The 22009-nt window shown below is 29.2% G+C and carries 17 protein-coding genes and 1 riboswitch; of the genes, 14 read left to right on the top strand and 3 right to left on the bottom strand.

The genetic code is table 11. From position 1 onward, the window contains the following. The first annotated feature begins 64 nt into the window (after window positions 1-64). Window positions 65-1042: a diaminopimelate dehydrogenase gene (locus E6248_RS03295; protein ID WP_316339394.1), complete on the top strand. Its 978-nt coding sequence runs from the start codon at window positions 65-67 to the stop codon at window positions 1040-1042. A 167-nt stretch (window positions 1043-1209) separates the two neighbouring features. On the opposite strand, the gene E6248_RS03300 is transcribed toward E6248_RS03295, so the two are convergent. Then, window positions 1210-1770, bottom strand: a complete 561-nt coding sequence (locus E6248_RS03300) for a TetR/AcrR family transcriptional regulator (protein WP_316339396.1) — start codon at window positions 1768-1770, stop codon at window positions 1210-1212. A gap of 159 nt (window positions 1771-1929) precedes the next feature. Between E6248_RS03300 and E6248_RS03305 the strand changes: the two genes are divergently transcribed. From E6248_RS03305 to E6248_RS03335, 7 genes are all read left to right on the top strand, one after another. Then, window positions 1930-3651, top strand: coding sequence for an NAD(P)/FAD-dependent oxidoreductase (locus E6248_RS03305; RefSeq protein ID WP_316339397.1), 1722 nt, complete (start codon window positions 1930-1932; stop codon window positions 3649-3651). Beyond that, window positions 3644-4909 (top strand): FAD-dependent oxidoreductase, encoded by a 1266-nt coding sequence (locus E6248_RS03310; RefSeq protein ID WP_316339398.1) that lies wholly within the window; start codon window positions 3644-3646, stop codon window positions 4907-4909. The genes E6248_RS03305 and E6248_RS03310 overlap by 8 nt, the downstream gene beginning before the upstream one ends. Then, window positions 4909-5259, top strand: coding sequence for a DUF1667 domain-containing protein (locus E6248_RS03315; protein WP_316339399.1), 351 nt, complete (start codon window positions 4909-4911; stop codon window positions 5257-5259). Before E6248_RS03310 ends, E6248_RS03315 begins: the two co-directional genes overlap by 1 nt. 13 nt (window positions 5260-5272) lie before the next feature. Continuing rightward, the gene (locus tag E6248_RS03320) at window positions 5273-6808 is read left to right on the top strand and encodes an FGGY-family carbohydrate kinase (protein WP_316339400.1); all 1536 of its coding nucleotides are present in this window, start codon (window positions 5273-5275) and stop codon (window positions 6806-6808) included. Between the two features lie 85 nt (window positions 6809-6893). Next, window positions 6894-8633, top strand: a complete 1740-nt coding sequence (locus E6248_RS03325; protein WP_316339401.1) for an FAD-binding oxidoreductase — start codon at window positions 6894-6896, stop codon at window positions 8631-8633. Window positions 8634-8979: 346 nt separating this feature from the next. Next, on the top strand, window positions 8980-10086 hold the full coding sequence (locus E6248_RS03330) for a DEAD/DEAH box helicase (RefSeq protein WP_316339402.1): 1107 nt from the start codon (window positions 8980-8982) through the stop codon (window positions 10084-10086). Between the two features lie 218 nt (window positions 10087-10304). Beyond that, entirely contained in the window at window positions 10305-10850 is a 546-nt protein-coding gene (locus tag E6248_RS03335) for a hypothetical protein (protein WP_316339403.1), read from the top strand. A gap of 220 nt (window positions 10851-11070) precedes the next feature. Here the strand turns inward: E6248_RS03335 and E6248_RS03340 are convergent, their stop codons facing one another. Beyond that, window positions 11071-12564 (bottom strand): helix-turn-helix transcriptional regulator, encoded by a 1494-nt coding sequence (locus E6248_RS03340; protein ID WP_316339404.1) that lies wholly within the window; start codon window positions 12562-12564, stop codon window positions 11071-11073. 235 nt (window positions 12565-12799) lie between these two features. On the opposite strand from E6248_RS03340, the gene E6248_RS03345 reads away from it, so the two are divergent. The 4 genes from E6248_RS03345 (at window position 12800) to E6248_RS03360 (ending at window position 17497) form a co-directional block, all read left to right on the top strand. Beyond that, window positions 12800-13651, top strand: coding sequence for a response regulator (locus E6248_RS03345; protein ID WP_316339405.1), 852 nt, complete (start codon window positions 12800-12802; stop codon window positions 13649-13651). Window positions 13652-13700: 49 nt separating this feature from the next. Further along, a complete protein-coding gene (locus E6248_RS03350; RefSeq protein WP_316339406.1) occupies window positions 13701-14054 on the top strand; it encodes an Hpt domain-containing protein in 354 nt (117 codons plus the stop codon). Window positions 14055-14071: 17 nt separating this feature from the next. After that, window positions 14072-15175 carry an HD domain-containing phosphohydrolase gene (locus E6248_RS03355; protein ID WP_316339407.1) on the top strand — a complete coding sequence of 368 codons (1104 nt, stop codon included), beginning with the start codon at window positions 14072-14074 and terminating at the stop codon, window positions 15173-15175. 84 nt (window positions 15176-15259) lie between these two features. Beyond that, a complete protein-coding gene (locus E6248_RS03360) occupies window positions 15260-17497 on the top strand; it encodes an ATP-binding protein (protein ID WP_316339408.1) in 2238 nt (745 codons plus the stop codon). 48 nt (window positions 17498-17545) lie between these two features. On the opposite strand, the gene asnB is transcribed toward E6248_RS03360, so the two are convergent. Next, a complete protein-coding gene (gene asnB, locus E6248_RS03365; RefSeq protein WP_316339409.1) occupies window positions 17546-19135 on the bottom strand; it encodes an asparagine synthase B in 1590 nt (529 codons plus the stop codon). A 693-nt stretch (window positions 19136-19828) separates the two neighbouring features. Here asnB and E6248_RS03370 point away from each other — a divergent pair. Together E6248_RS03370 and E6248_RS03375 are read left to right on the top strand one after the other, a co-directional pair. Continuing rightward, entirely contained in the window at window positions 19829-20434 is a 606-nt protein-coding gene (locus E6248_RS03370; RefSeq protein ID WP_396335121.1) for an ECF transporter S component, read from the top strand. Window positions 20435-20654: 220 nt separating this feature from the next. After that, window positions 20655-21620 carry a tRNA-dihydrouridine synthase family protein gene (locus E6248_RS03375; RefSeq protein WP_316339410.1) on the top strand — a complete coding sequence of 322 codons (966 nt, stop codon included), beginning with the start codon at window positions 20655-20657 and terminating at the stop codon, window positions 21618-21620. 125 nt (window positions 21621-21745) lie between these two features. Next, window positions 21746-21857: riboswitch (TPP riboswitch) on the top strand. The last annotated feature ends 152 nt before the right edge of the window (window positions 21858-22009 follow it).

Genomic DNA, 22009 nt, shown 5'->3' on the forward strand with positions numbered 1-22009 from the left:
ATATTATATAATTAAAATAAAATATATAAAAGAGGGGGTACTTGGCATATTGCCAGGGAAATAAATGAGCAATAAGATAAGATTAGGTATAGTAGGTTATGGAAACCTTGGAAAAGGGGTAGAGCTAGCTTTATCACAAAATCCAGATTTTGAATTAGAAGCTATTTTTACAAGAAGAAATCCAGAAAATTTATCAGCTAAATCGAAGATGGTACATATTTCTGAAATCGAAAGTTATAAAGAAATAATTGATGTAATGATTCTTTGTGGAGGTTCTGCAACTGATTTGCCACAGCAAACACCAGAAATAGCTAAGATGTTTAATACAGTAGATAGCTTTGATACTCATGCAAAGATACCAGAATATTTTAATATCTTAGATAAGGTTACAAAAAGCTCTGGTACTATTGGATTAATTTCAGTTGGATGGGATCCAGGTCTATTTTCATTAAATCGTCTTTTAGGAGAAGCAGTGCTTCCAAGAGGAAAGTACTACACTTTTTGGGGAAAAGGTGTAAGCCAAGGTCATTCAGATGCTATTAGAAGAGTAGAAGGTGTTAAGGATGGAGTTCAATACACTGTGCCTATTGAAAGTGCAATTAACGAAGTGCGTTCAGGAAAAAATGTAGATCTTTCTGCTAGAGAAAAGCATGAAAGAATTTGTTATGTTGTACCTAAGGAAGATGCGGATTTAGAAAAGATTAAAAATGAAATTGTAAATATGCCAAATTATTTTTCAGACTATAATACAACAGTAAACTTTATAACAGAAGAAGAAATGAATAAAAATCATAAAGGAATGCCTCACGGTGGATTTGTTATTCGTACTGGAGTTACTGGAAATGGTACAAAGCAAAGAATGGAATTTAGCTTAAACCTAGATAGTAATCCTGAGTTTACTTCAAGTGTATTATTAGCTTATGCAAGAGCTGCTTATAGATTATCTAAGGAAGGTCAAACTGGAGCACGTACTGTGTTAGATATTCCATTTAGCTATTTATCACCAAAGACAGGTGAAGAGTTAAGAAAAGAATTGCTATAATTTTAATAATGAATTAATAGAATATAAATAAAAAAGGATGACTTAAAATTACAAAAAAATTATTGATTCATCCTTTGATTTTCTACTAATTTTGGGACAGTAGTTAGTTTTGTGTGAAAACAAAACCAACTACTGTTTTTTTCTTGCTTCGTATTATTTCTACCTTTTTATTTAAGCATAAATAAAATTGTCTTCTTTATAAAATCATCACTATTAAACTCAGGAGTATTAAGTTGATTTTGAATCAATATTCCATCCATAGTAGTAAGTAATAGCCAAGCTAGATATTCGCCATCAGAGTTAGGAAGCCTTTCATTAATTTTTTTAGTTAGACTTCTTTTAAAATAAAGATACCGCTCAACATATTTTTCGCGTAAAGATATATTTTCAGAAACACAGGCACCGATTAAATAAAGTCTTAAATTACCATATTCTTTTTCAGCTCCTCGTTCTAAAACATATTTAAAAAGTCTTGGAGCACTAGTATCTTTTTCTTTATTTTCAACCCATACAATTAAATCATCAGCAAGCTTAGAAATGTATCTATCAATAATATCAAAAAGTATATCTTCTTTATTATTGTAGTAATAATACAAAGTGCCCTTGCTTATATTTGATTCCTTTGAAATTTTAGCAAGAGTAATATCATCAAAGGATGTACTATGTAAAAGTAAGATTGTATTTTCAATTATTTTTTCTTTAATATTTGAATTAAGTGGTGTAGCCATAAAATATCTCCTAATTAAATTTATAATAATATCTAATATATTAAAACAATATTGAAAATATTAACAATTTTTGTGATTATAACATATTTACAAATTGGAATGAATATATTTAGATTAATGAATAAAGTCAGTCGGTTGACTGACAAAGGAGGCGGGGTAATGCAATCGTTAAGCAAGCTTAAGAGGAAATTATATAAGCAGTTTGGGAAGGATATTAACATAACAGAAAAAGATAATATTATAACATTAAATGGTAGCTTAAATAGTTGGGATGATGTTGTCAGTGCAGGCCGTATGTGTGCTGATAGGAAGAGCAGAAGGTATGTTGTTAATAATATTACTTGTAGGAATATTAAGATTATGCCTATGAAGACTCCATCATTAAGTGATGATGCTCTTGATGGGAAGAATTTTGATGTTGTTGTAATTGGAGCTGGAATTGTTGGATGTGCTATTTCTAGAGAGTTAAGCAAATGGAATTTAAATATTTTACTACTTGAGAAAGAGCATGATGTTGCTCTTCATGCCTCAAGTAGAAATGATGGAATGATACATCCAGGTATAGATTTGAAAATTGGACAGGTAAAACAGAAGTACAATGCACTAGGTAATAAAATGTATGATGAAATTTGTAGAGAGCTAGATGTACCTTTTAAAAGAACTGGTCAGTATCTAGGATTTACAAGTAAGTTTATGAAATATATATTACCTTTCGCCCCAAGGTACTGGAGGAGAATGGATGTTCCTTGTAGTTATGTCAGCAAAGAGGAATTACTAAAAAGAGAGCCTAATTTAAATGAAAATATTAGCTGTGGTCTTTTCTTTAAAACTGCAGGAATTGTTTGCCCTTATGGATTAACTATTGCTTATGCTGAAAATGCAGTTGATAACGGAGTTAATTTAAGTCTTGATACTGCTGTACTTGATATGAAAGTTGAGGATGGATCTATAAAAAGTATAATTACAAATCGTGGTACAGTTTACCCTAAGACTGTAATAAATGCTGCAGGTGTCTTTAGCGAAGATATTGCAAAGATGGCAAAGGACCACTTTTTTTCAATACATCCAAGAAAGGGGACAAATTCTATTTTAGATAAAAAAGCAGCTTTTCAAGTAAAGACCATTGCGTCTTTAATGGGAACTGTAGATACACAGAAAGCAAAATCTAAAGGTGGAGGAGTAATAAGTACAATAGATGGTAATTTGCTAATTGGCCCAGATGCTATAGAAACGTACAATAAGGAGGATTCTTCAACTGATCCTGAAAGTATTAAAAAAGTATTTGAAAGGCAAAAGGAAATTTCTCCATTATTAAGTACATCTGATATAATAACTTATTTTACTGGTACTAGAGCTGCTACATATGAAGAGGATTTTATAATAAAAAAAGGACACTTTACTAATAATATTGTACATGCAGCAGGAATACAGTCACCTGGATTAACTGCGGCACCTGCAATTGCTTTAGATGTAGCTAAAATGGTAGTTGATTTACTTTCGAAGAATAATAGTATTGAAAAAAATAATAATTTTAATCCTTATCGCAAGAGTATAGTAAGAGCTTCTGAACTCGATATAGATGAGCGAAATAAGCTAATAAATGATAATTCAGATTATGGTGTGATTGTTTGTCGTTGTGAAGAGATAAGTAAGGGAGAAATAGTAGAATCATTACGTAGATCTGTGCCTTGTGACACTTTAGATGGAATAAAAAGACGTGTAAGGGCAGGAATGGGACGCTGTCAAGGAGGTTTTTGTAGTCCACTAATAGCACAAATTATTGCTGAAGAAAAGGGAATAGAATTAAAAGATGTTCTTAAAAATGGAGAGAAAAGTAATATTCTTTATGGTAGCACAAAGGAGGGGATAGAGAATGAATGAAGCTCTAAGATTTGATGTTGCAGTTATTGGTGGAGGGCCAGCAGGACTTGCAGCTGCACTTTCAGCAGAGAGTGAAGGTGCAAAAGTAATATTAATAGAACGTGAAAGTCGCCTCGGTGGAATATTAAAGCAATGTATTCATGATGGATTTGGTCTAGTACGGTTTAAGAAGAAGATGGCTGGGCCTGAGTATGCACAAAAGTTTATAGAAGAAGTGAAAAAGAGTAATATACAAGTAGAATTATTAACCTTTGTGAGTAATATTAAGAAAGAGGATGGGTTAATTCACCTTACTTTAGTAAGCAGAAGCGGTGTCCGTGAGATTGTAGCAAAAAGCCTCGTATTAAGTACTGGTTGTCGTGAACGTACAGCAAAACAGATTGGAATTCATGGGACAAGACCCTCTGGTATCTTTACAGCAGGAACTGCACAGTATTATACAAATATTTTAGGACAGCTACCTACTAAGCGTTGCATTATTCTTGGAAGTGGTGATATTGGATTAATTATGGCTCGTAGATTAACTCTTGAGGGGGCAGAGGTTTTAGGGGTATATGAAGCTAAAGCTACGCCGAGTGGACTTATGCGTAATATTTCACAGTGCTTAAATGATTTTAATATTCCACTTTACACAAGTCATACAGTAACAAGGGTATTTGGCGAGGCAAGATTAACTTCTGTGGAAATTTCAGAGGTGGATGAAAATATGAATCCCATAAAAGGAACTGAAAAAATAGTGGAATGTGATAGCTTAATTTTATCAGTTGGACTTATTCCAGAAAATGAGTTAGCTGAAGGATTAAATATTCCTTTAGATACAAGAACAAAAGGACCTATAGCGGACCAAAATTATATGACAATGGAAGATGGAGTTTTTATCTGTGGAAATGCTATGCATGTAAATGATTTAGTAGATTATGTATCAGAAAGTGGAGAATCAGCAGGAAAAGCTGCGGCAAAACATTCTACAAGTAATCGTATTATGACTAAAATTAATGCAGATAGCAGCTTTTTATATACGATACCACAAAGAATTGATATTAATAAGGTTTCTGATAAGACAGTTATATTTTTCCGTTCAAATAAAGACAGAGGGGAGACAGTTTTAACTCTAACAGTTGATAATAAAGAGATTTTTAGCAAGAAATATAAAAGTTTACGTCCTCCTGAGATGGAACGTATAGTAGTAAATTTTAACAAAGTGAAAATATATGAAAATAGTAATATTCAGCTTTTATTAAGAGAGGTGAATAAATAATGGATATGATATGTATTGTTTGTCCAATAGGATGTAAGCTTTCGGTAGAAATGCAAGATGAAAATATAATTGTAACGGGAAATAGTTGCAAACGTGGGGAAGGGTTTGCAAAAAGTGAAATAATAAACCCAGTACGTACCTTGACAACTACAGTAAAAACTATATTTAAGGAAATGCCACTTTTACCAGTGCGAACTGATGGAGAAATTCCAAAGGGAAAAGTATTTGATGCTATGAAGGTATTAAATAAAATAGTTATAGATTATCAAGTTAACTGTGGAGATGTTATTCTTGAAAATATAATAGGAAGTGGCTGTAATGTAATTGCAACAAATAGCATTAATAAATGAAGGGAGAAATGCTATGTCTACACCTTTGGTATTAACCTTTGATATGGGGACTCAAAGCGCAAGAGCTATGCTTGTAGACTCAAATGGAAATATTGTTATGAAGTCACAAAAGAAGTATGAACAGCCTTATTATGCAAAGGAACCAGGCTGGGCAGAACAAAGTGCAAATTTCTATTGGAACTCTCTTTGTGAGGTAAGTTTAGCATTAAAAAGTGAATGTGGAGCATTATGGGGGGATATAATTGCAGTAACATGCACAACAATCAGAGATAGTTGCCTTTGTGTAGATAAAAATGGACAGCCCTTAAGAGATTTAATTTTATGGGTGGATAAAAGAGAGACAATTAATATGGAACCAATCAAGATGACGACAAAACTTTTGTTTAATTTAGTTGGAATGGGAGAAGCGGTTGAGCTACAAAGAAAGGTATCTGCCTGTAATTGGATAAAAACTTATGAGCCTGAAATATGGAATAAAACATATAGATATTTATTATTATCAGGATATTTAAATTATAAGCTAACAGGAAAATATATTGATTCATGTGCAAGTATTATTGGTCATATACCCTTTGATAGTAAATCAAGAGGGTGGATGGGAGCAAATAATATTAAGAGATGCATATTTGATGTAGATCAGGAGAAATTGTGCGATTTAGTTGAACCAGGAGAAGTTATTGGTCAAATTTCTTTAGAGGCTAGTGAAGCTACTGGTATTGGAACACATCTTTGTTTAATAGCTACAGGGTCAGATAAAGGGTGTGAAACACTTGGACTTTCATGCTCAACACCTAATAAAGTAGCTATTAGCTTTGGAACTACTGCAACTATACAGCTTACTATTGATAGATATATGGAGGCATTACCTTTTATTCCAGCTTATCCAGCAGTGCTAAAAAATCACTATAATCCAGAGGTTCAAATTTATCGTGGATATTGGCTTATATCTTGGTTTAAAAAAGAGTTTGCATCAAAAGAGGTGGAAGAAGCAAAACAAAAAGGTGTTGATCCAGAAGAGTTATTAAATGGAAGGTTAAAAGAAATTCCAGCAGGGTGTAATGGGCTTATATTTCAGCCATATTTTACTCCTGGTGTAGTAATGCCAAAGGCAAGGGGAGCAATTATAGGTTTTTCTGATATCCATACAAGACCACATATATATAGGGCTATAATTGAAGGCTTAAATTTTGCATTATTAGATGGAATGAGAACAATGGAGAGAAGAGGAAAGATTAAAATTGATAAGATTTTTGTTGCAGGAGGAGGCTCTAGAAGTAAGGAAATATGCCAAATAACAGCTAATATGTTTGGAATTCCTGTTTATCGTATTCAAACGCATGAAGTAAGTGGTCTTGGAAGTTCTATAGTTGCCTTTGTTTCAAAGAAAATCTTTTCAAATATAAATGAAGCAGTAGAAGCTATGGTTCATATTAAGGATGAATTTATTCCTGATATGAAAGAGCATAAATTATATGAAAAATTATTTAATGAGATTTATAAAAAAATATTTCCAAAGCTTTTACCTTTATATAAAAAGAGTATTACTTAAATAAATACTTAGTTTAAGTGTGAGAGATTATGAAAAAGATAAAGAAATTTAGTTATTAATACTTATCAAGAAAGAGGGAGAAATTATGTCACATCCATATAATGATTTTGAACCAAAGTGGGTTAATGAAAAATTTAGTAAAACATCTTACCGTTCTATTTTTAAATGGGGGGAACCATCACAGATTAAACCACCAAAAGAGAGTTTATATAAGATGGTTAAAGAAATTTTTGAGATAGATGATGAATTTTTTAAAGAGTATAAAGAAGATTTGGGTTTTGATGAAGTTGAATATGATATCCCTTGTAAATTAAGTAAGGTACAAATTGATAGATTTAAAGATATAGTAGGTGAAGACTTTGTAAGGACAGATGACTATTCTAGACTATCTGTAGCTTATGGAAAAACTATGTATGATATTTTACGCCTTCGTAATAAGATTATAGAAAATATTCCTGATGTAGTTATTTATCCAGATACAAAAGAACAAATTGAAATGGTTGTTGCGTATTGTACAGAAGAAAAAATTCCGATTTATGTTTATGGTGGTGGATCAAGTGTTACTAGAGGCGTTGAATGTACAAGGGGTGGAGTCTCTCTTGATATGAGGCTAAGATTTAATAAGGTTATATCATTTAATGAAATAGATCAGACAATTACTGTTGAAGCAGGGATGAGTGGGCCAAAATTAGAAGAAACATTAAATAATGCTGTTAAGCTTTTTAAAGCAGAGAGACCGTATACATGTGGTCATTTCCCACAAAGTTTTGAATACTCATCTGTAGGCGGATGGGTTGTAACAAGGGGATCTGGACAAAATAGTACCTATTATGGATGTATAAGTGATATTGTAATGGGGCAAGAATATGCAACACCAATAGGAAATATTAAAACAGATTCTTATCCACGTAAGGCAATAGGGCCTGATATTGGACAGATTATGATGGGGGGGGAAGGGGCTTTTGGAGTTCTTACCCATGTAACACTAAAAGTATTTCGTCATACTCCAGAGACTATTAAAAGATTTTCATTTATGTTTAAAGATTGGGAAACAGCACAAAAAGCTGCAAGGGAAATAATGCAAAGTGAAGCTGGATTTCCATCAGTATTTCGTTTGTCTGACCCAGAAGAAACTAAGATTATGCTAAGGTTATACGGAGTAGATGAAAGTCCATTAAGACGTTTATTTAATATTAAAGGTTTTAAGGAAGGAGAAATGTGTTTATTCCTTGGGTTTACTAACGGGGAAGAGGGATTTAGCAAAAATTGTGCAAGGATTACAAAGAAGGTTGCAAAGAAATATGAAGGTATGAATCTAACAGGAATCGTTACAAAATCATGGGAAAAGGGACGTTTTAATGACCCATATCTACGTGATACTATGCAGGATTTTGGAATTGTTACTGATACAATGGAGTGTAGCGTAAATTGGAGTAATATGTCTCAAGTTCATCGTGATGTAAGAGCTTACTGTAAGAGTAGACCTAATACGATATGTATGACACATATGTCTCATGTTTATCCTCAAGGAGCAAATTTATATTTTATCTTTATTGCAAAGATGAGTGATCCAGAAGAATATAAAGCATATCATGCGGGGATACTTGATGCAATTCAAAAAGCAGGGGCCTCAATGAGCCATCATCATGGTATTGGTAAAATGTTTGGTCCTTGGTTAGAGGGTTCAGTAGGTAGAAACGAGTATAGCATTTTTCGTGCTTTAAAGAATCATTTTGACCCTGATAATATTATGAATCCAGGAGGAACACTTGGGTTTGACTTGTTGGAAGAGGAGAAGAAGTTTTTAAGAGATGATATAAGATAGTAAGGTGATTTTGGCTTTTATACGGATCCATCTTTACCATCTGTAATACTGAAACAGTTTCCAGAGTATGTAAATAATTTTGTGTAAACTTTAGAAATTTAATTTTAAATGAATTAAATGCTATAATTAAAATGAATTTTTACTTTATAAATGACGGTTTACTATTAATGGTAAACCGTCATTTTTTGTTTTAATGTAGAGAGTTAAGTTACGAGATTAAATAACTAATAATATGAAAATAGATTGACTTGTTATCATAATTTGGAATAACTTAATAAAACTTTATTCTTTTTGGCAATACTATGTTATAATTATTCGAAACATAAGATTAAGAGGTAAATAAAAAATGAATTTTAAAGAATTAGGAATAAGTGAAAATATAATAAATACATTGAAAAAAAGTGGAATTACTAGTCCAACTGAAATTCAAAATAAAAGTATTAAGGAAATTATAAATGGTAAGGATGTAATAGGTGAGGCACAAACAGGAACTGGTAAAACCTTAGCATTTTTACTACCTATATTTGAGAAAATATCAATATCATCTAAGGATGTTCAATGTTTAATAATTACTCCAACTAGGGAACTTGCAATACAAATTACTGAAGAAGCTACAAAGCTAAAAGAAGGTAAGGATATTGGAGTTTTAGCAATGTATGGGGGGAAGGATGTTGGATCCCAGGTAAAGAAGTTAAGTGGTAATATTCATATGATAATTGCTACTCCAGGAAGACTTCTTGACCATATTAAGAGAAAAACTGTTGATTTAAAGAAGCTTAAGACTATCGTTATTGATGAAGCAGATCAAATGCTACTTATGGGTTTTAGAAATGAAATAGACTTAGTAATGAAGGAAAGACCTAAAAAGGTTCAAACTTTATGTTTTTCAGCAACAATGGATTCAGCAGTTAAAAAATTAGCTTATAGATATATGAATGACCCAGTAGTTATTTCAGTTAAGAAAGAAGAAGTAACTTTAGATAAAATTAAGCAAGAAGTTGTAGAAACTGTAGATAGATTAAAAAGAGAAGCTTTATGTACAGCTTTAGATGAAGATAATCCTTTTATGGCTATTATTTTCTGTAGAACAAAAAGAAGAGCTGATGAACTTGAAGTAGTAATGCATAGAAGAGGATATAACTGTAAAGTTATTCATAGTGATATACCACAAAATAAGCGTGAAAGAATTATAAAATCCTTTAGAGATGCTGATATTCAGTATTTAATAGCTACAGATGTAGCTTCAAGAGGATTAGATATAAGTGGAGTAAGTCATATTTATAATTATGATATTCCAGAAAAGGTTGAAACATATATCCATCGTATAGGTAGAACGGGGAGAGCTGGTGAAGAAGGATATACTTGTCTATTTGTAGATCCAAAAGATTCAAGACTTTTAGAGGAAATAGAAAAAGAAATAAAATTTGAAATACCAAGAAGAAATTTAAAATAAAATATAAAATGAAAAAATAGATTTATATAAAAATTATAAAGGTTACTTAGAATAAATCTCCATTATGAATAAATATTTAAGTGAATTTTATCTATAAGGCTAGTACTAATTATGAGAAATATTATTTAGTTAAATATTTATAAAGTTTAGTAACATAATTATTAGTGTGTAATATAATATATTATAAAAGTTTTATATTAATATGGAGATGATTCAATATGGCAAATGAATGTTGTTTTGAACATGAATTAGAATATAAATCATTAATTTTCAATGGTGGAACAATGAATGATGCTGATGAAACTTCACCTGATACTATACCACTAGGAAGTGCTAATTCAAGTCTTAGAATATTAGGTTGGCTTCTTCCTCGAGGAGATACAGATGAGTATTCTTTAACTTTTAATGTGCCTAAAGATGCCTATGATAAAGCTGGTAAAGCTAAAGTTTTAGTTCATTTATTGACTGATAATTCAAATACACCAACTGGAAATAGATTTGCAATACGACTTTCATCATTATTTGCAAGAGCTAATGGCGTTGTAAATATATCGAATTTAAAAACTATTAATAAATTTAATATTCAAATTCAAAAGTCACCTGGGAACTTTAAGTATAATCACTATGTGATAGAGTTTGAACTAAAAGATATTATTAGAGCAGAAGATTTTGCATTATTAAGCATTGCACGTATAGCATCTGCTAATGACTATGCAGGGGCATTATTTTTAAGTAGTATAGAGTTTATATATTTAAGCTGCTAATTATAGAAGAACTAATCCAGGCGTATAGAAGTGCTTAGCTCATACTTATATAAGGTGTGAGTTTTAGCAATGGTAGCGATGGGATAAATTAAGATTATGAGGCTATTGAAAAATAGTCTCTATTTTGATACTTTAGTAATTCTTTGTATTTGAAAATGTAATCTATAAAATATGAGGTTAAATAAAAAATATTATTTAACCTCATGTTTTTTTTGTATTTTTATAAACTTCTTAAGAAATTAGCAATTATATTTTTATTCTTGAAATTTTCCCCAGTAAGTAAAAAGTATTTCTCAAATATGTTGAAAATAGAATTAACATATGAGATTTCAGTAGATATTTTAATGTCTGATAAGTTATTGTTATTAAAGATAACAATAAACTCATTTTTTTTACACCAGCAATAAAATAATTCATTATCAGTTATTGTTGTTTCAGAAATTAAACAAATATTATAAGCATCCGTAGACAATAAGTAATTTGCTAAGTAATTTAAATGCTGCTTAAACTGATGTTTTGTAAGAATTAGCTTTGGAGATATATCAGATTCACTTTCATACACTATATTTTCAGATACTGAAAAGTTTATAAGTGAATCTATAGAATAGAAGTGAGTAGTGCTTAAGTTTGACCTTTCGTGCATATCTTTTTTAGCTAATTTAAAGTATTCAAAATACTTGTCTATATCTTCTTTATTGCTTACTGAATTACAAAGTACTTCATAGTATAATTCTTCACTCATTGCAGTGTAAATAGGAAATGTATTGCAGTAATATGTAGTGTTGTATTTAGTAAGTTCCTTATTAAGTTTATTATTATTTAACTCAAAGCTATCTAGCACATTATAAATAGTAGATGAAAAAAATGTGCTAAATGATTTTGAAAGAATATTTTTGGTAAATGCAATATAAAAGTTAATAGTAAAAGGATCAGTGAAAAGTGCACCATAGTTGTAAGTTTCATACTCAACATGTTGAGATGAGGAGTAGAAGACACTCTTATTTTCTATAATATGTAAAGAGTAGTTTTGAGTATCATCAATAGAATCAATAAAATACGAAGATTTACAATTTTTATGAAATAGCACCGGAGCAAGATATGAAAGTAATTTTGAACTTTTGCTAAGTGAATAGATAAGTTCTAAGCTACACCCCATATCTAAAAGTTTTATAACTCTTTCTAACCAATCATTTCTAATTTCCTTTTTATCAATAAAGGAGTCAAAGGTTTTGTTAAAAACAATAAAAAATTTTTGGGCCGATCCATAATTAATAGCTAAATCTAGCATATCAATAATTCCTAAAAAACTTTGATGCTGAGTATTATAAATTGATATGTTAGTCATATATAAGGAGTTATTTGTAAGTTTATCATTAGTAGGAGCAATTTTTTTATCAGAATCAATTGTTTTATTATAATTATCAATAATAAATTTTTTTAAAAGTTCCCTTAAATGATTTTCATAATTCGAATGATTTATGGATTCATTATAAATAGATGAAAATAAATTTTCTAGAAAATTATTTTTTAGTTCAATATTTCTATTAATCAAAAAAGATATGGCATTATCAAAATATATTGCATTCAAATCTATTTTCCTTGAACCATTTTTCCACTTACTAACTAATGTTCTATCTACATTTAATTCTTTTGCCATCTTTGAAGGTGAAATATTTAAACTTTTTAATAAATAGCTAAACCCAAGATTATTCAAATCATTTCCTCCTAAAAAATTGTCACGGTGAAATTTAAGTCACACATATTCAAAAATATATTTCAGTTTAATATAATAATAAAATATTAAATTAATGTCAATAAATGGTGGGATAAAAAAGTAAAAATGTAAAATTTATAACTACTGTTTAAAATATTTAGAAATTTAATAAAATGATTAGAGGTTTATATGGCTATCTTTCAAAAGAATTTTTTGCGTTTATAAGGGGGATAATATGAGAAAAACTTTATTTTTATTAAATGATTCTTTAGAATATAAGAAGTTAATAAATAAATTAATTTATTCAAATATAAGAGTTAATGTTTTAGAAGGATACACAGAAGGTTTAATAAATATAATTAACGAAATGAATTACGATATTATTTTGGTGGAAGATGATGATAGTAGTAAACAGAAGTTTAATCTTATTAGATTGTTAGCAAGAAGATATAGTGATAAGAGGTTGATTTTAATTTCAGATAGTAAATATGAAAAGAATGATAATAGTAAATTTGAAAGTATATCCAAAGATGATTTAATGAGAAATTATAGAGATATATTTATTAAATATGGAGCAGAAATAAAAGGTGAAATTCAAGAAGAAAGATCTTTAATATCAGATGATATAGAATTATCAGAACAAATAGATTCATTAGATAAATTTAGAGGAGATTTTATTATTTCTAGAAACACTAAGACTGTTGTTAAAAGAAAAAAGCATATAGTTATAGTAGATGATGATGATATATCATTATTAGTATTAGCTAATCTTTTAAAAACATATGATTATGAAGTGACAATTTTTAATGAAAGTATGGAAGCAGTAAAGAAAATTAAAGAAATGAGAAAGCATGGTAAAAAAATAGATTTATTTATATTAGATTTAATGATGCCTGTTATAGATGGTTTTACAATGCTTAAACACTTAAGAGAAACTAAAAAATTTGAAAGTACAGCAGTTTTAATTTCTTCAGCAAGAAATGATCACGAGGCGATTAAAAAAGTATTAAATTATAATGTTAATGGATATTTGTTAAAGCCTTATAGTAAAAACTTTATTATAGATAGGATAGAAAAAGTTATTTAAAAATATTTAATTTTGGTACTTAGATTTTTAATATAGGAGATAAGATATTATGCAAGAGAGGTTTTTATTGGAGTTAAAGAAAATTGGAGTTGATATAGATGGAACAATTTCCAGATTATGCAACAATGTAAATCTATATAAAAAATTATTAAATAAATTTTTAGAAGACAAGAATTTTGAAATGTTAATAAATTCCTTAAAAAATAGTGATTATAAAAATATTGAAATATATGCCCATACACTAAAAGGCTTAAGTGGTAACTTAGGGTTTGTAGAGTTATCTAAAGCGTGTGCAGAAATGGTTGAAAGTATAAGAAAAGAAGAGTTAGATTCTTTGAGTAATATAGAGGAGAAAATCAAGTCGCAATATATGGAGTTAACTACTTTGATTAGGATGTTTTAAAAGTAAGGAGGAGTAAAATGGTAAAGCGTGATACTATTCTTATAGTAGATGATGTGGAGATAAATAGAGCCATTTTAAAAGAGGTACTTATGGATAGCTATAATATTTTAGAAGCTGAAAATGGAAGTGAAGCCATAAGTATAATAGATAAGTGTCAGGAAAGCATTGCACTTATTTTATTAGATATTGTTATGCCTGTAATGGATGGATTTGAAACTATAGAAATACTAAAAGATAAAGGTGTATTAAACTATATACCAGTTATGCTTATTACTTCCTCTGACTCAGAAGAATATCAGGAGAAGGGTCATGAATTAGGGGTTTTAGACGTTATTAAAAAACCTTTTAATTCTTTTATTATTAAAAGACGTGTAAGAAATTTAGTAGAGCTTTTTAAGCATAAAAATGAAATGGAAGTATTAATAGAAGAGCAGGTTAATTTGTTAAATGAGCAAAATAAAAAATTAATTAACCAAGCACAGAGAATAAACGATTTTAATAATAATATAATTGAAGTCTTAGGCGCTATAATTGAATATAGGGATATGGATTCAGGTCAACACATTAAGAGAATACGTTATTTTACATATGAATTATTAAAGGTTGTATCACGAATATATCCAGAGTATGGAATAACTGATGAATTAGTTGAAGTAATATCATCAGCATCAATTATGCATGATATTGGGAAAATTGCAATTCCAGATTCTGTTTTATTAAAACCAGATAAGCTTACTAAAGAAGAATTTGAAGTTATGAAAACTCATTGTTCAAAAGGAAGTGAGATTTTAAGCTTAATAAACAATATAAGTGATGATGAGTACTTAAGGTATTGTTACGATATTTGTAAATATCATCATGAAAAATGGGATGGAAGTGGCTATCCTTACGGATTAAAAGGTGATGATATACCTATTTGGGCACAGGTAGTATCTGTAGCTGATTGTTATGATGCATTGACTGCAGAAAGACCATATAAAGCAGCTTATAGTCATGAGAAAGCTATTTATATGATTTTGAATGATAAGTGTGGAGTGTTTTCTCCTAAATTGAAGGAGTGCCTTAAAATAGTTTCAAATAGGTTTAAGGAATTATCAAGTTTATACACGGATAAAATCTAATTATGTTTTGGGATATTGAATAAATTATTTAGATTTAAATATACTAAGTAATTTATTTGAAAAAATTAGATGAGGTAAAAGGAAATGATTAGTATATTTAAGAAATTTAAATTTTTTGAGACAAATAAAATTACATATCCTATACTAACTATTATTTGTACATTGGCTGTTATACTTTCATTTTTAAGTATAAGCAATGTAGGTCAAATTAAAAGAATAACAGATGAAATATATGAATCTCCTTATGAGTTATCTTATGCTGAATGGAGTGTACGTTGGAGAATATCTAGTATTAGCCATTATATGAGGCAAATAACAAATAAATATGATAGTACACCTATTAATGATATTGAGGATGAAATAAGTGATGTTTATAATAATATGGAAGTTTATTATAGTATAATTTACAATAAATATAATGGTCCAGAGAAAGAAATTTTTATTAATAAAATTTATGAGATGGGAATCAAACAAAATGAAATAATAAAAATTGCTGAAAGTGGTGACTTAGATACAGCAAGGCAGATATATGAAGAGGAATATTTATCTATAGTAAATAGCCTTGATATTATATTAAATGAAATGATTAATTCAACATCAAAAAGTGCATCAGATATTGTGAGTGAAGGTAGAGGAACATATTCATTTAAAAGTATGTTTGCAATAGCTATTTCAATTGCTATAAGTATTATATCTATTTTATTTGCATTTATTGCATCAAAAAGAAGACGTAATGATGTTTTCTCTAGAGAAGTATTATTTAATATGCTTACAGAAAATATAGATGATGTATATCTTATGTATAATTTAAAAAATAAGAAAATAGAATTTGTAAGTAGTAATGTAGAAAGAAAGTTTGGAGTGGAAATAGAAGAATTATTGAATGATTACAATGTACTTAAAGGATATATGGATAATGAAGTAATAGATTCTATAAGAAGATTATACAAGTCTCCTCAAATTAAGATGACAGAATGGAAGTCGGAGGTAAAGAATCGAAGAAATCAAAAAGTAGGTTGGGTAAATATTAGAATATATCCGGTAATACAAGATGGAGAATTAACAAGATATGTTATTAATTTTGCTGACATTACAGAAATTTTAAATTCACAAAGAGATTTGAAAGATGCACTAACATCAGCTGAGAATGCTAATAATTCAAAACGAAATTTTTTATCACGTATGAGTCATGAAATAAGAACACCAATTAATGCAATCATTGGCATGACTGATATTGCAAGTTCAAACCTAGGAGATCATGATAGGTTAAGAGATTGCTTAAAGAAGATAGAGACATCTTCAAAGTTTTTATTAAGAATTATTAATGATATTCTGGATATGTCAAAAATAGAGAGTGGAAAAACGAAAATTAGCTTTGAAGCATTTACTTTAAAAGAATTTACTTCTAATATTGAATCTATTATAAAACCACAGGCAAAATTAAAAGATATAAAATTCGATATTATTTTTCAAGGAATAAAAAACAATAATATTGTAGGAGATCAACTTAGAGTTAATCAAATCTTAATAAATATTTTATCAAATGCTGTAAAATTCACATCAAATGGTGGGGAAATAACACTAACAATTAAGGAAATAGAAAGAAAGGGAAAGTTAAGAATATGCTTTATAATTAAAGATAATGGTATTGGAATGGATGAAGAAGAGTTAGAAAGGATTTTCCGACCTTTTGAACAAGCTAATATGGATACTAGTATAAAACATGGTGGAACTGGCCTTGGACTTTCTATTACAAAAAACTTAGTTGAATTAATGAATGGAAGCATTAATGTTAGTAGTATTAAGGGGGAAGGAAGTCAATTTACTGTAGAAATACCTTTTGAAGTTAATAAGAATAATATTGATGATAACTCGTATATTGAAATAGAGTCAGATAGGTTTAGAGTAGAGGACCAAAATAAAGAGGTAAACTATGATTTCTCTGGAAAAAGATTCTTAATAGTTGAAGATAATGAATTAAATCTTGAGATAGCTAGTGAAATTCTTAAATTTAAGGGAGCAAATATTGAAACAGCAGAGAATGGACAGATAGCATTTGAGAAGTTTGAAAATTCATCGCCTGGGTATTACGATGCTATTCTAATGGATATAAGAATGCCAGTTCTAAATGGATATGAAGCCACTAAGAAAATACGTAGGTCTGGTCATTTAGATAGCAAAGAAATATCAATAATTGCTATGACTGCAAATGCATTCAGTGAAGATGTTTCTAAAGCAATGGAATGCGGTATGAATGCACATATTGCAAAGCCTATTGATAAAGAAATTTTATACAGTACTTTAAATGAATATGTAATATAATTAAAAATAAGGAGGCTATTAAAAAAGTAGCCTCTAAAATCTATATATCTATTTACCACTAGTCCCATAATTTGATAGAACTCTGGCACTAGGATCACTCACATTACAGCCCTCCCAAGATTTGTTTGGCATCCAGAAGTCTACTATCATTTCAGCTTGTTCTGGATAATACTTTTCAAAAATTTCTCTATAGAGTAAGGATTCCTTAGTAAAAGGCTTTGCGTGATATTTATATTTTTCACACAAGCTTTCAAATTCTTCATCAGAGTATTTTAATTCCGAATATTCCTTTAAATAATGTACCATAGAGTGACCTACAGCATCACTAAAGGCTGCTTTTTCACGATATAAAATATTTGAAGGAAGATAATCCCCCTCAAACGCATGTCTTAATAAATATTTTCCCATATTGTATTTATTTAATTTTATTTCAGGATTGATTGACATAACATATCTTACAAAATCTAAATCACCAAAAGGTACTCTTGCTTCTAAAGAGTTTGAACTGATGGAGCGATCTGCACGAAGTACGTCGTACATATGAAGTTCTTTAATTCTTTTTATTGATTCTTTTTGAAATTCTTCTGAATTTGGAGCAAAATCGGTATATTTATATCCAAATAATTCATCTGAAATTTCACCAGTTAAAAGTACTTTTACATTGGAAGTTTCATGTATCTTTTTGCAAAGTAAATACATACCTATACTTGCTCTTATTGTTGTAATATCATAGGTTCCAAGGATATTAATAACTTCATCTAATGATTCAATAACCTCATCTTTTGTCATATATAAAGGCGTATGATCACTATTTATATAATCTGCTACTTCTTTTGCATATTTTAAATCAATAGCATCTTCAGTCATACCTATGCAGAAGGTTTTAATTTGTTTTTCAGGATGAAGTTTTTTAGCAATGGCACATACTAATGAGCTATCTAATCCACCACTTAACAAGAATCCAACACTTGCATCTGCATCCATACGTTTTTCTATAGCTGATACTAATCTATCATGTATTTCCTTAAAAATAACTTCTAAATCATCCTTAAAGTAGTCATGATCTACTGCAGTAATATCACAATAACATGTAAATTCACCGTTAGCATAATAATGTCCTGGTGGAAAAGGTGTAATTTTATCAGTTAGATTAACTAAATTTTTTGCTTCACTTGCAAATATAATCTTACCGGATTTAGAGTATCCATAATATAATGGACGAATTCCGATTGGGTCTCTAGCAGCAATATAACTATCTTTTTCTCCATCGTAAATTACAGCTGCAAATTCCGCATCCAATTTTGAAAACATATCTAATCCATATTCATAATACATAGGAAGTAGCACTTCACAATCACTATCAGAAATAAACTTATAGCCTTTTTTTATTAGTTCTTTTTTAATTTCACGGAAACCATAAATTTCGCCGTTGCATATAGCAGCATCTTTATTATTTGTAAATGGCTGCATTCCACTAGTACTTAAATCCATAATGGAAAGTCTTTGAAATCCTAAAATGCCAGATTCTAAATCAAGTATTTTTGTCATATTTGGACCTCTAGATTCAGTTCTTTTTAATGCCCCTTCAAATTTTTCGCGAGTAATATCTTTACCCACATAACACATAATTGTACACATAAAAGTAACCCCCTTTTAGATATAAAAATAGCATCAATTCATCTTAATAATAGGACGAATTGATGCTTATCCGCGGTGCCACCTAATTTACCTTATCGGTCACTTCCCAGCTAATACTGGTATCCAAATAACGTATGGAATACGTCGTACTTACTTTACCTTACTGTGTAATAAATATATAACAGTTATTTGATATTTCAGCTTGCAGCTACGGAGTGTTATTCAAAAAAGTCCTGCCACTGGGTTTACACTATCTCCAGCTCACTGTAGGTGGTTACTCTTTCTACTTCTCTCCATCAATGCTTTTCAATTAATTGTTTCAATTCTAATTTATGGAAAATGGTTTGTCAATATATTTATATATAAAATATGCGAAGAAAACAGTTTTTGCTATCAATTTATGTTTCAATAAATAATGTGCATCTTGTAATCTTATAGAACTCAAAGTAAAAATAATTTTAAAGGAAATTACTTTAATTAAAAGCAACGATTTTTTTATTTTTATATAAGTAGAATATACTTAGTTAACTTATATATTCTACTTATTAAATATAACTTGATAAAATTCAAAAACTTTATTACAGCTTATATAAAATTGTCTATCTATATATAATTGTATGGATACAATTGACATATTTGACATAGAATCATAGAATTTATTATAAGTTTTATTATTAAAAGGGGGCAATTATTTTGAGTAAAGAAATCAGGTTTAAAAAACTAATTCAAACAGCATTATTGGCAGCACTATGTTTTGTATCTTTTACTTATCTACAAATTAAAATTCCACTACCAGGTGGAGATGCAAGTTCAATTCATATTGGAAATGCATTTTGTGTTTTAGCAGCATTGTTACTTGGGGGATGGTATGGGGGATTTGCAGGAGCAGTTGGATTGACAATTGCAGACTTAATAGATCCTGTATATATAACAGTGGCACCTAAAACATTTATTTTGAAATTATGTATTGGATTAATCACAGGATTAATTGCACATAGAATTGCAAAAATCAGTGAAAGTAATGATAAGAAGTATATTTTCAAATGGAGTATCATTGCATCGATTGGGGGACTAGCTTTTAATGTAGTGGCAGACCCTGTTGTTGGATTCTTTTATAAGCAATATATATTAGGACAGCCTCAAGATGCAGCTGCTATATTGGCTAAGCTAAGTGCAGTTACTACATCTGTAAATGCAGTTATTTCTGTAATATTAGTGGCACTTATCTATAATGCAGTAAGACCAATATTAAAAAAAGCAGGCTTATTACTGCCAGTAGGTAAAAATATTGATATTTAAAATGAAAAAATTAAGATAATGAAAAAATGAAAGAATAAAAGGAGAGGTTTTGTAATGCAAAACCTATTTTTTAAAAGATTTCCATATAAAAAGTCTGTAAGGATTTTTTATAGGCATTCTTTCATATTTTAATTTTTTCATTCTTTAATTAATAAAATGTGTAGATGATAGAAAAGAAGGCTGATATAATATTTCTAGATTAATTTAAAAGGAGTTTTTTATGAAATTTTATTTAGCACCAATGGAAGGAATCACAGGATTTGTATATAGAAATTCTTATGAGAAGTTTTTTCATAATATCGATAAATACTTTACACCATTTATAGTACCAACTAGCAGTAAAAGTTTTAAAACTAAAGAGCTTAGAGATATATTACCTGAAAATAATAAGGGAATGTACGTAGTTCCTCAAATACTTACTAATGATTCAGAGGGATTTATAAATACAGCTGAGAAATTGCAACAGCTTGGATATAATGAAATTAACTTAAATTTAGGATGTCCTTCTGGAACAGTTGTATCTAAAGGAAGAGGTTCTGGATTTCTAGCTAAAAGAGATGAACTTGATAAATTTTTAGATGAAATATATAAAAAAGATGATATAGAAATCTCGGTAAAAACTAGGATAGGCAGAGATGAACCAGAAGAATTTTATGAGCTTATAAAAATATATAATAAATATCCTATAAAGGAACTTATAATTCATCCTAGGACTAGGGAAGACTTTTATGGAAATAAACCTAATCTAGAAGTGTTTAAAGATGCTTTAAGTTTAAGCACTAATCCAGTTTGTTATAATGGAGATATTTTTACTTTAGAAAATTATATAAATTTTAAAAATGAGTTTTCAGAAGTTAATGAAATTATGCTTGGAAGAGGTATTCTTGCAAATCCAGGTTTAATTGATGAAATAACTGATAATAAATTATTAGATAAGAAAGTATTAAAAGAGTTTCATGATGATATTTTATTTAACTATAGAGAAGTATTTAAGGATGATAATATTGCGTTATATAGAATGAAGGAACTTTGGGGATATATGATTTATATCTTTTCTGATAATAAGAAATACTCTAAGAAAATTAAGAAGTCACAAAATATAAATTCTTATCAGGAAGCTATTTTAGATTTATTTAATGATCAGGAAATAGTAAGAGGAGCTGGACTTTTTAGCAATACTATTTAATCTTAAAATTATAGAGCTCATAAATTTTGAAATAGTTAGGTAAATAAGGGTAAATAACTATATATTGACAAAGGAATTTACTGATGATAACATAAAAGTATATAGTATTTGAAAAAAATTACATAATAAAAAGCTAGGGGAGCTATAATTTGGATAGCTGAGAGAAGAGCCAAAACTCAAAGACTCTAATAACCTGATTAAGGTAATTCTTACGAAGGGAAGCCATTGAATTTATATTGAAAATATTAATTGGAATATTAGTATAGAGCTTTCCTAAGAATTAGGAGAGCTTTTTATTGTCTTATTGAAAACCACTTGCTATGCAAGTGTGTTCCGAATAGCTTTAGCGGTCAGTATGTAAATAAAACCTCCTTTTGTTAAAATAGAAT

This window comes from Clostridium sp. (assembly GCF_032552055.1).
In the GTDB taxonomy this organism is placed as follows: domain Bacteria; phylum Bacillota; class Clostridia; order Clostridiales; family Clostridiaceae; genus Clostridium.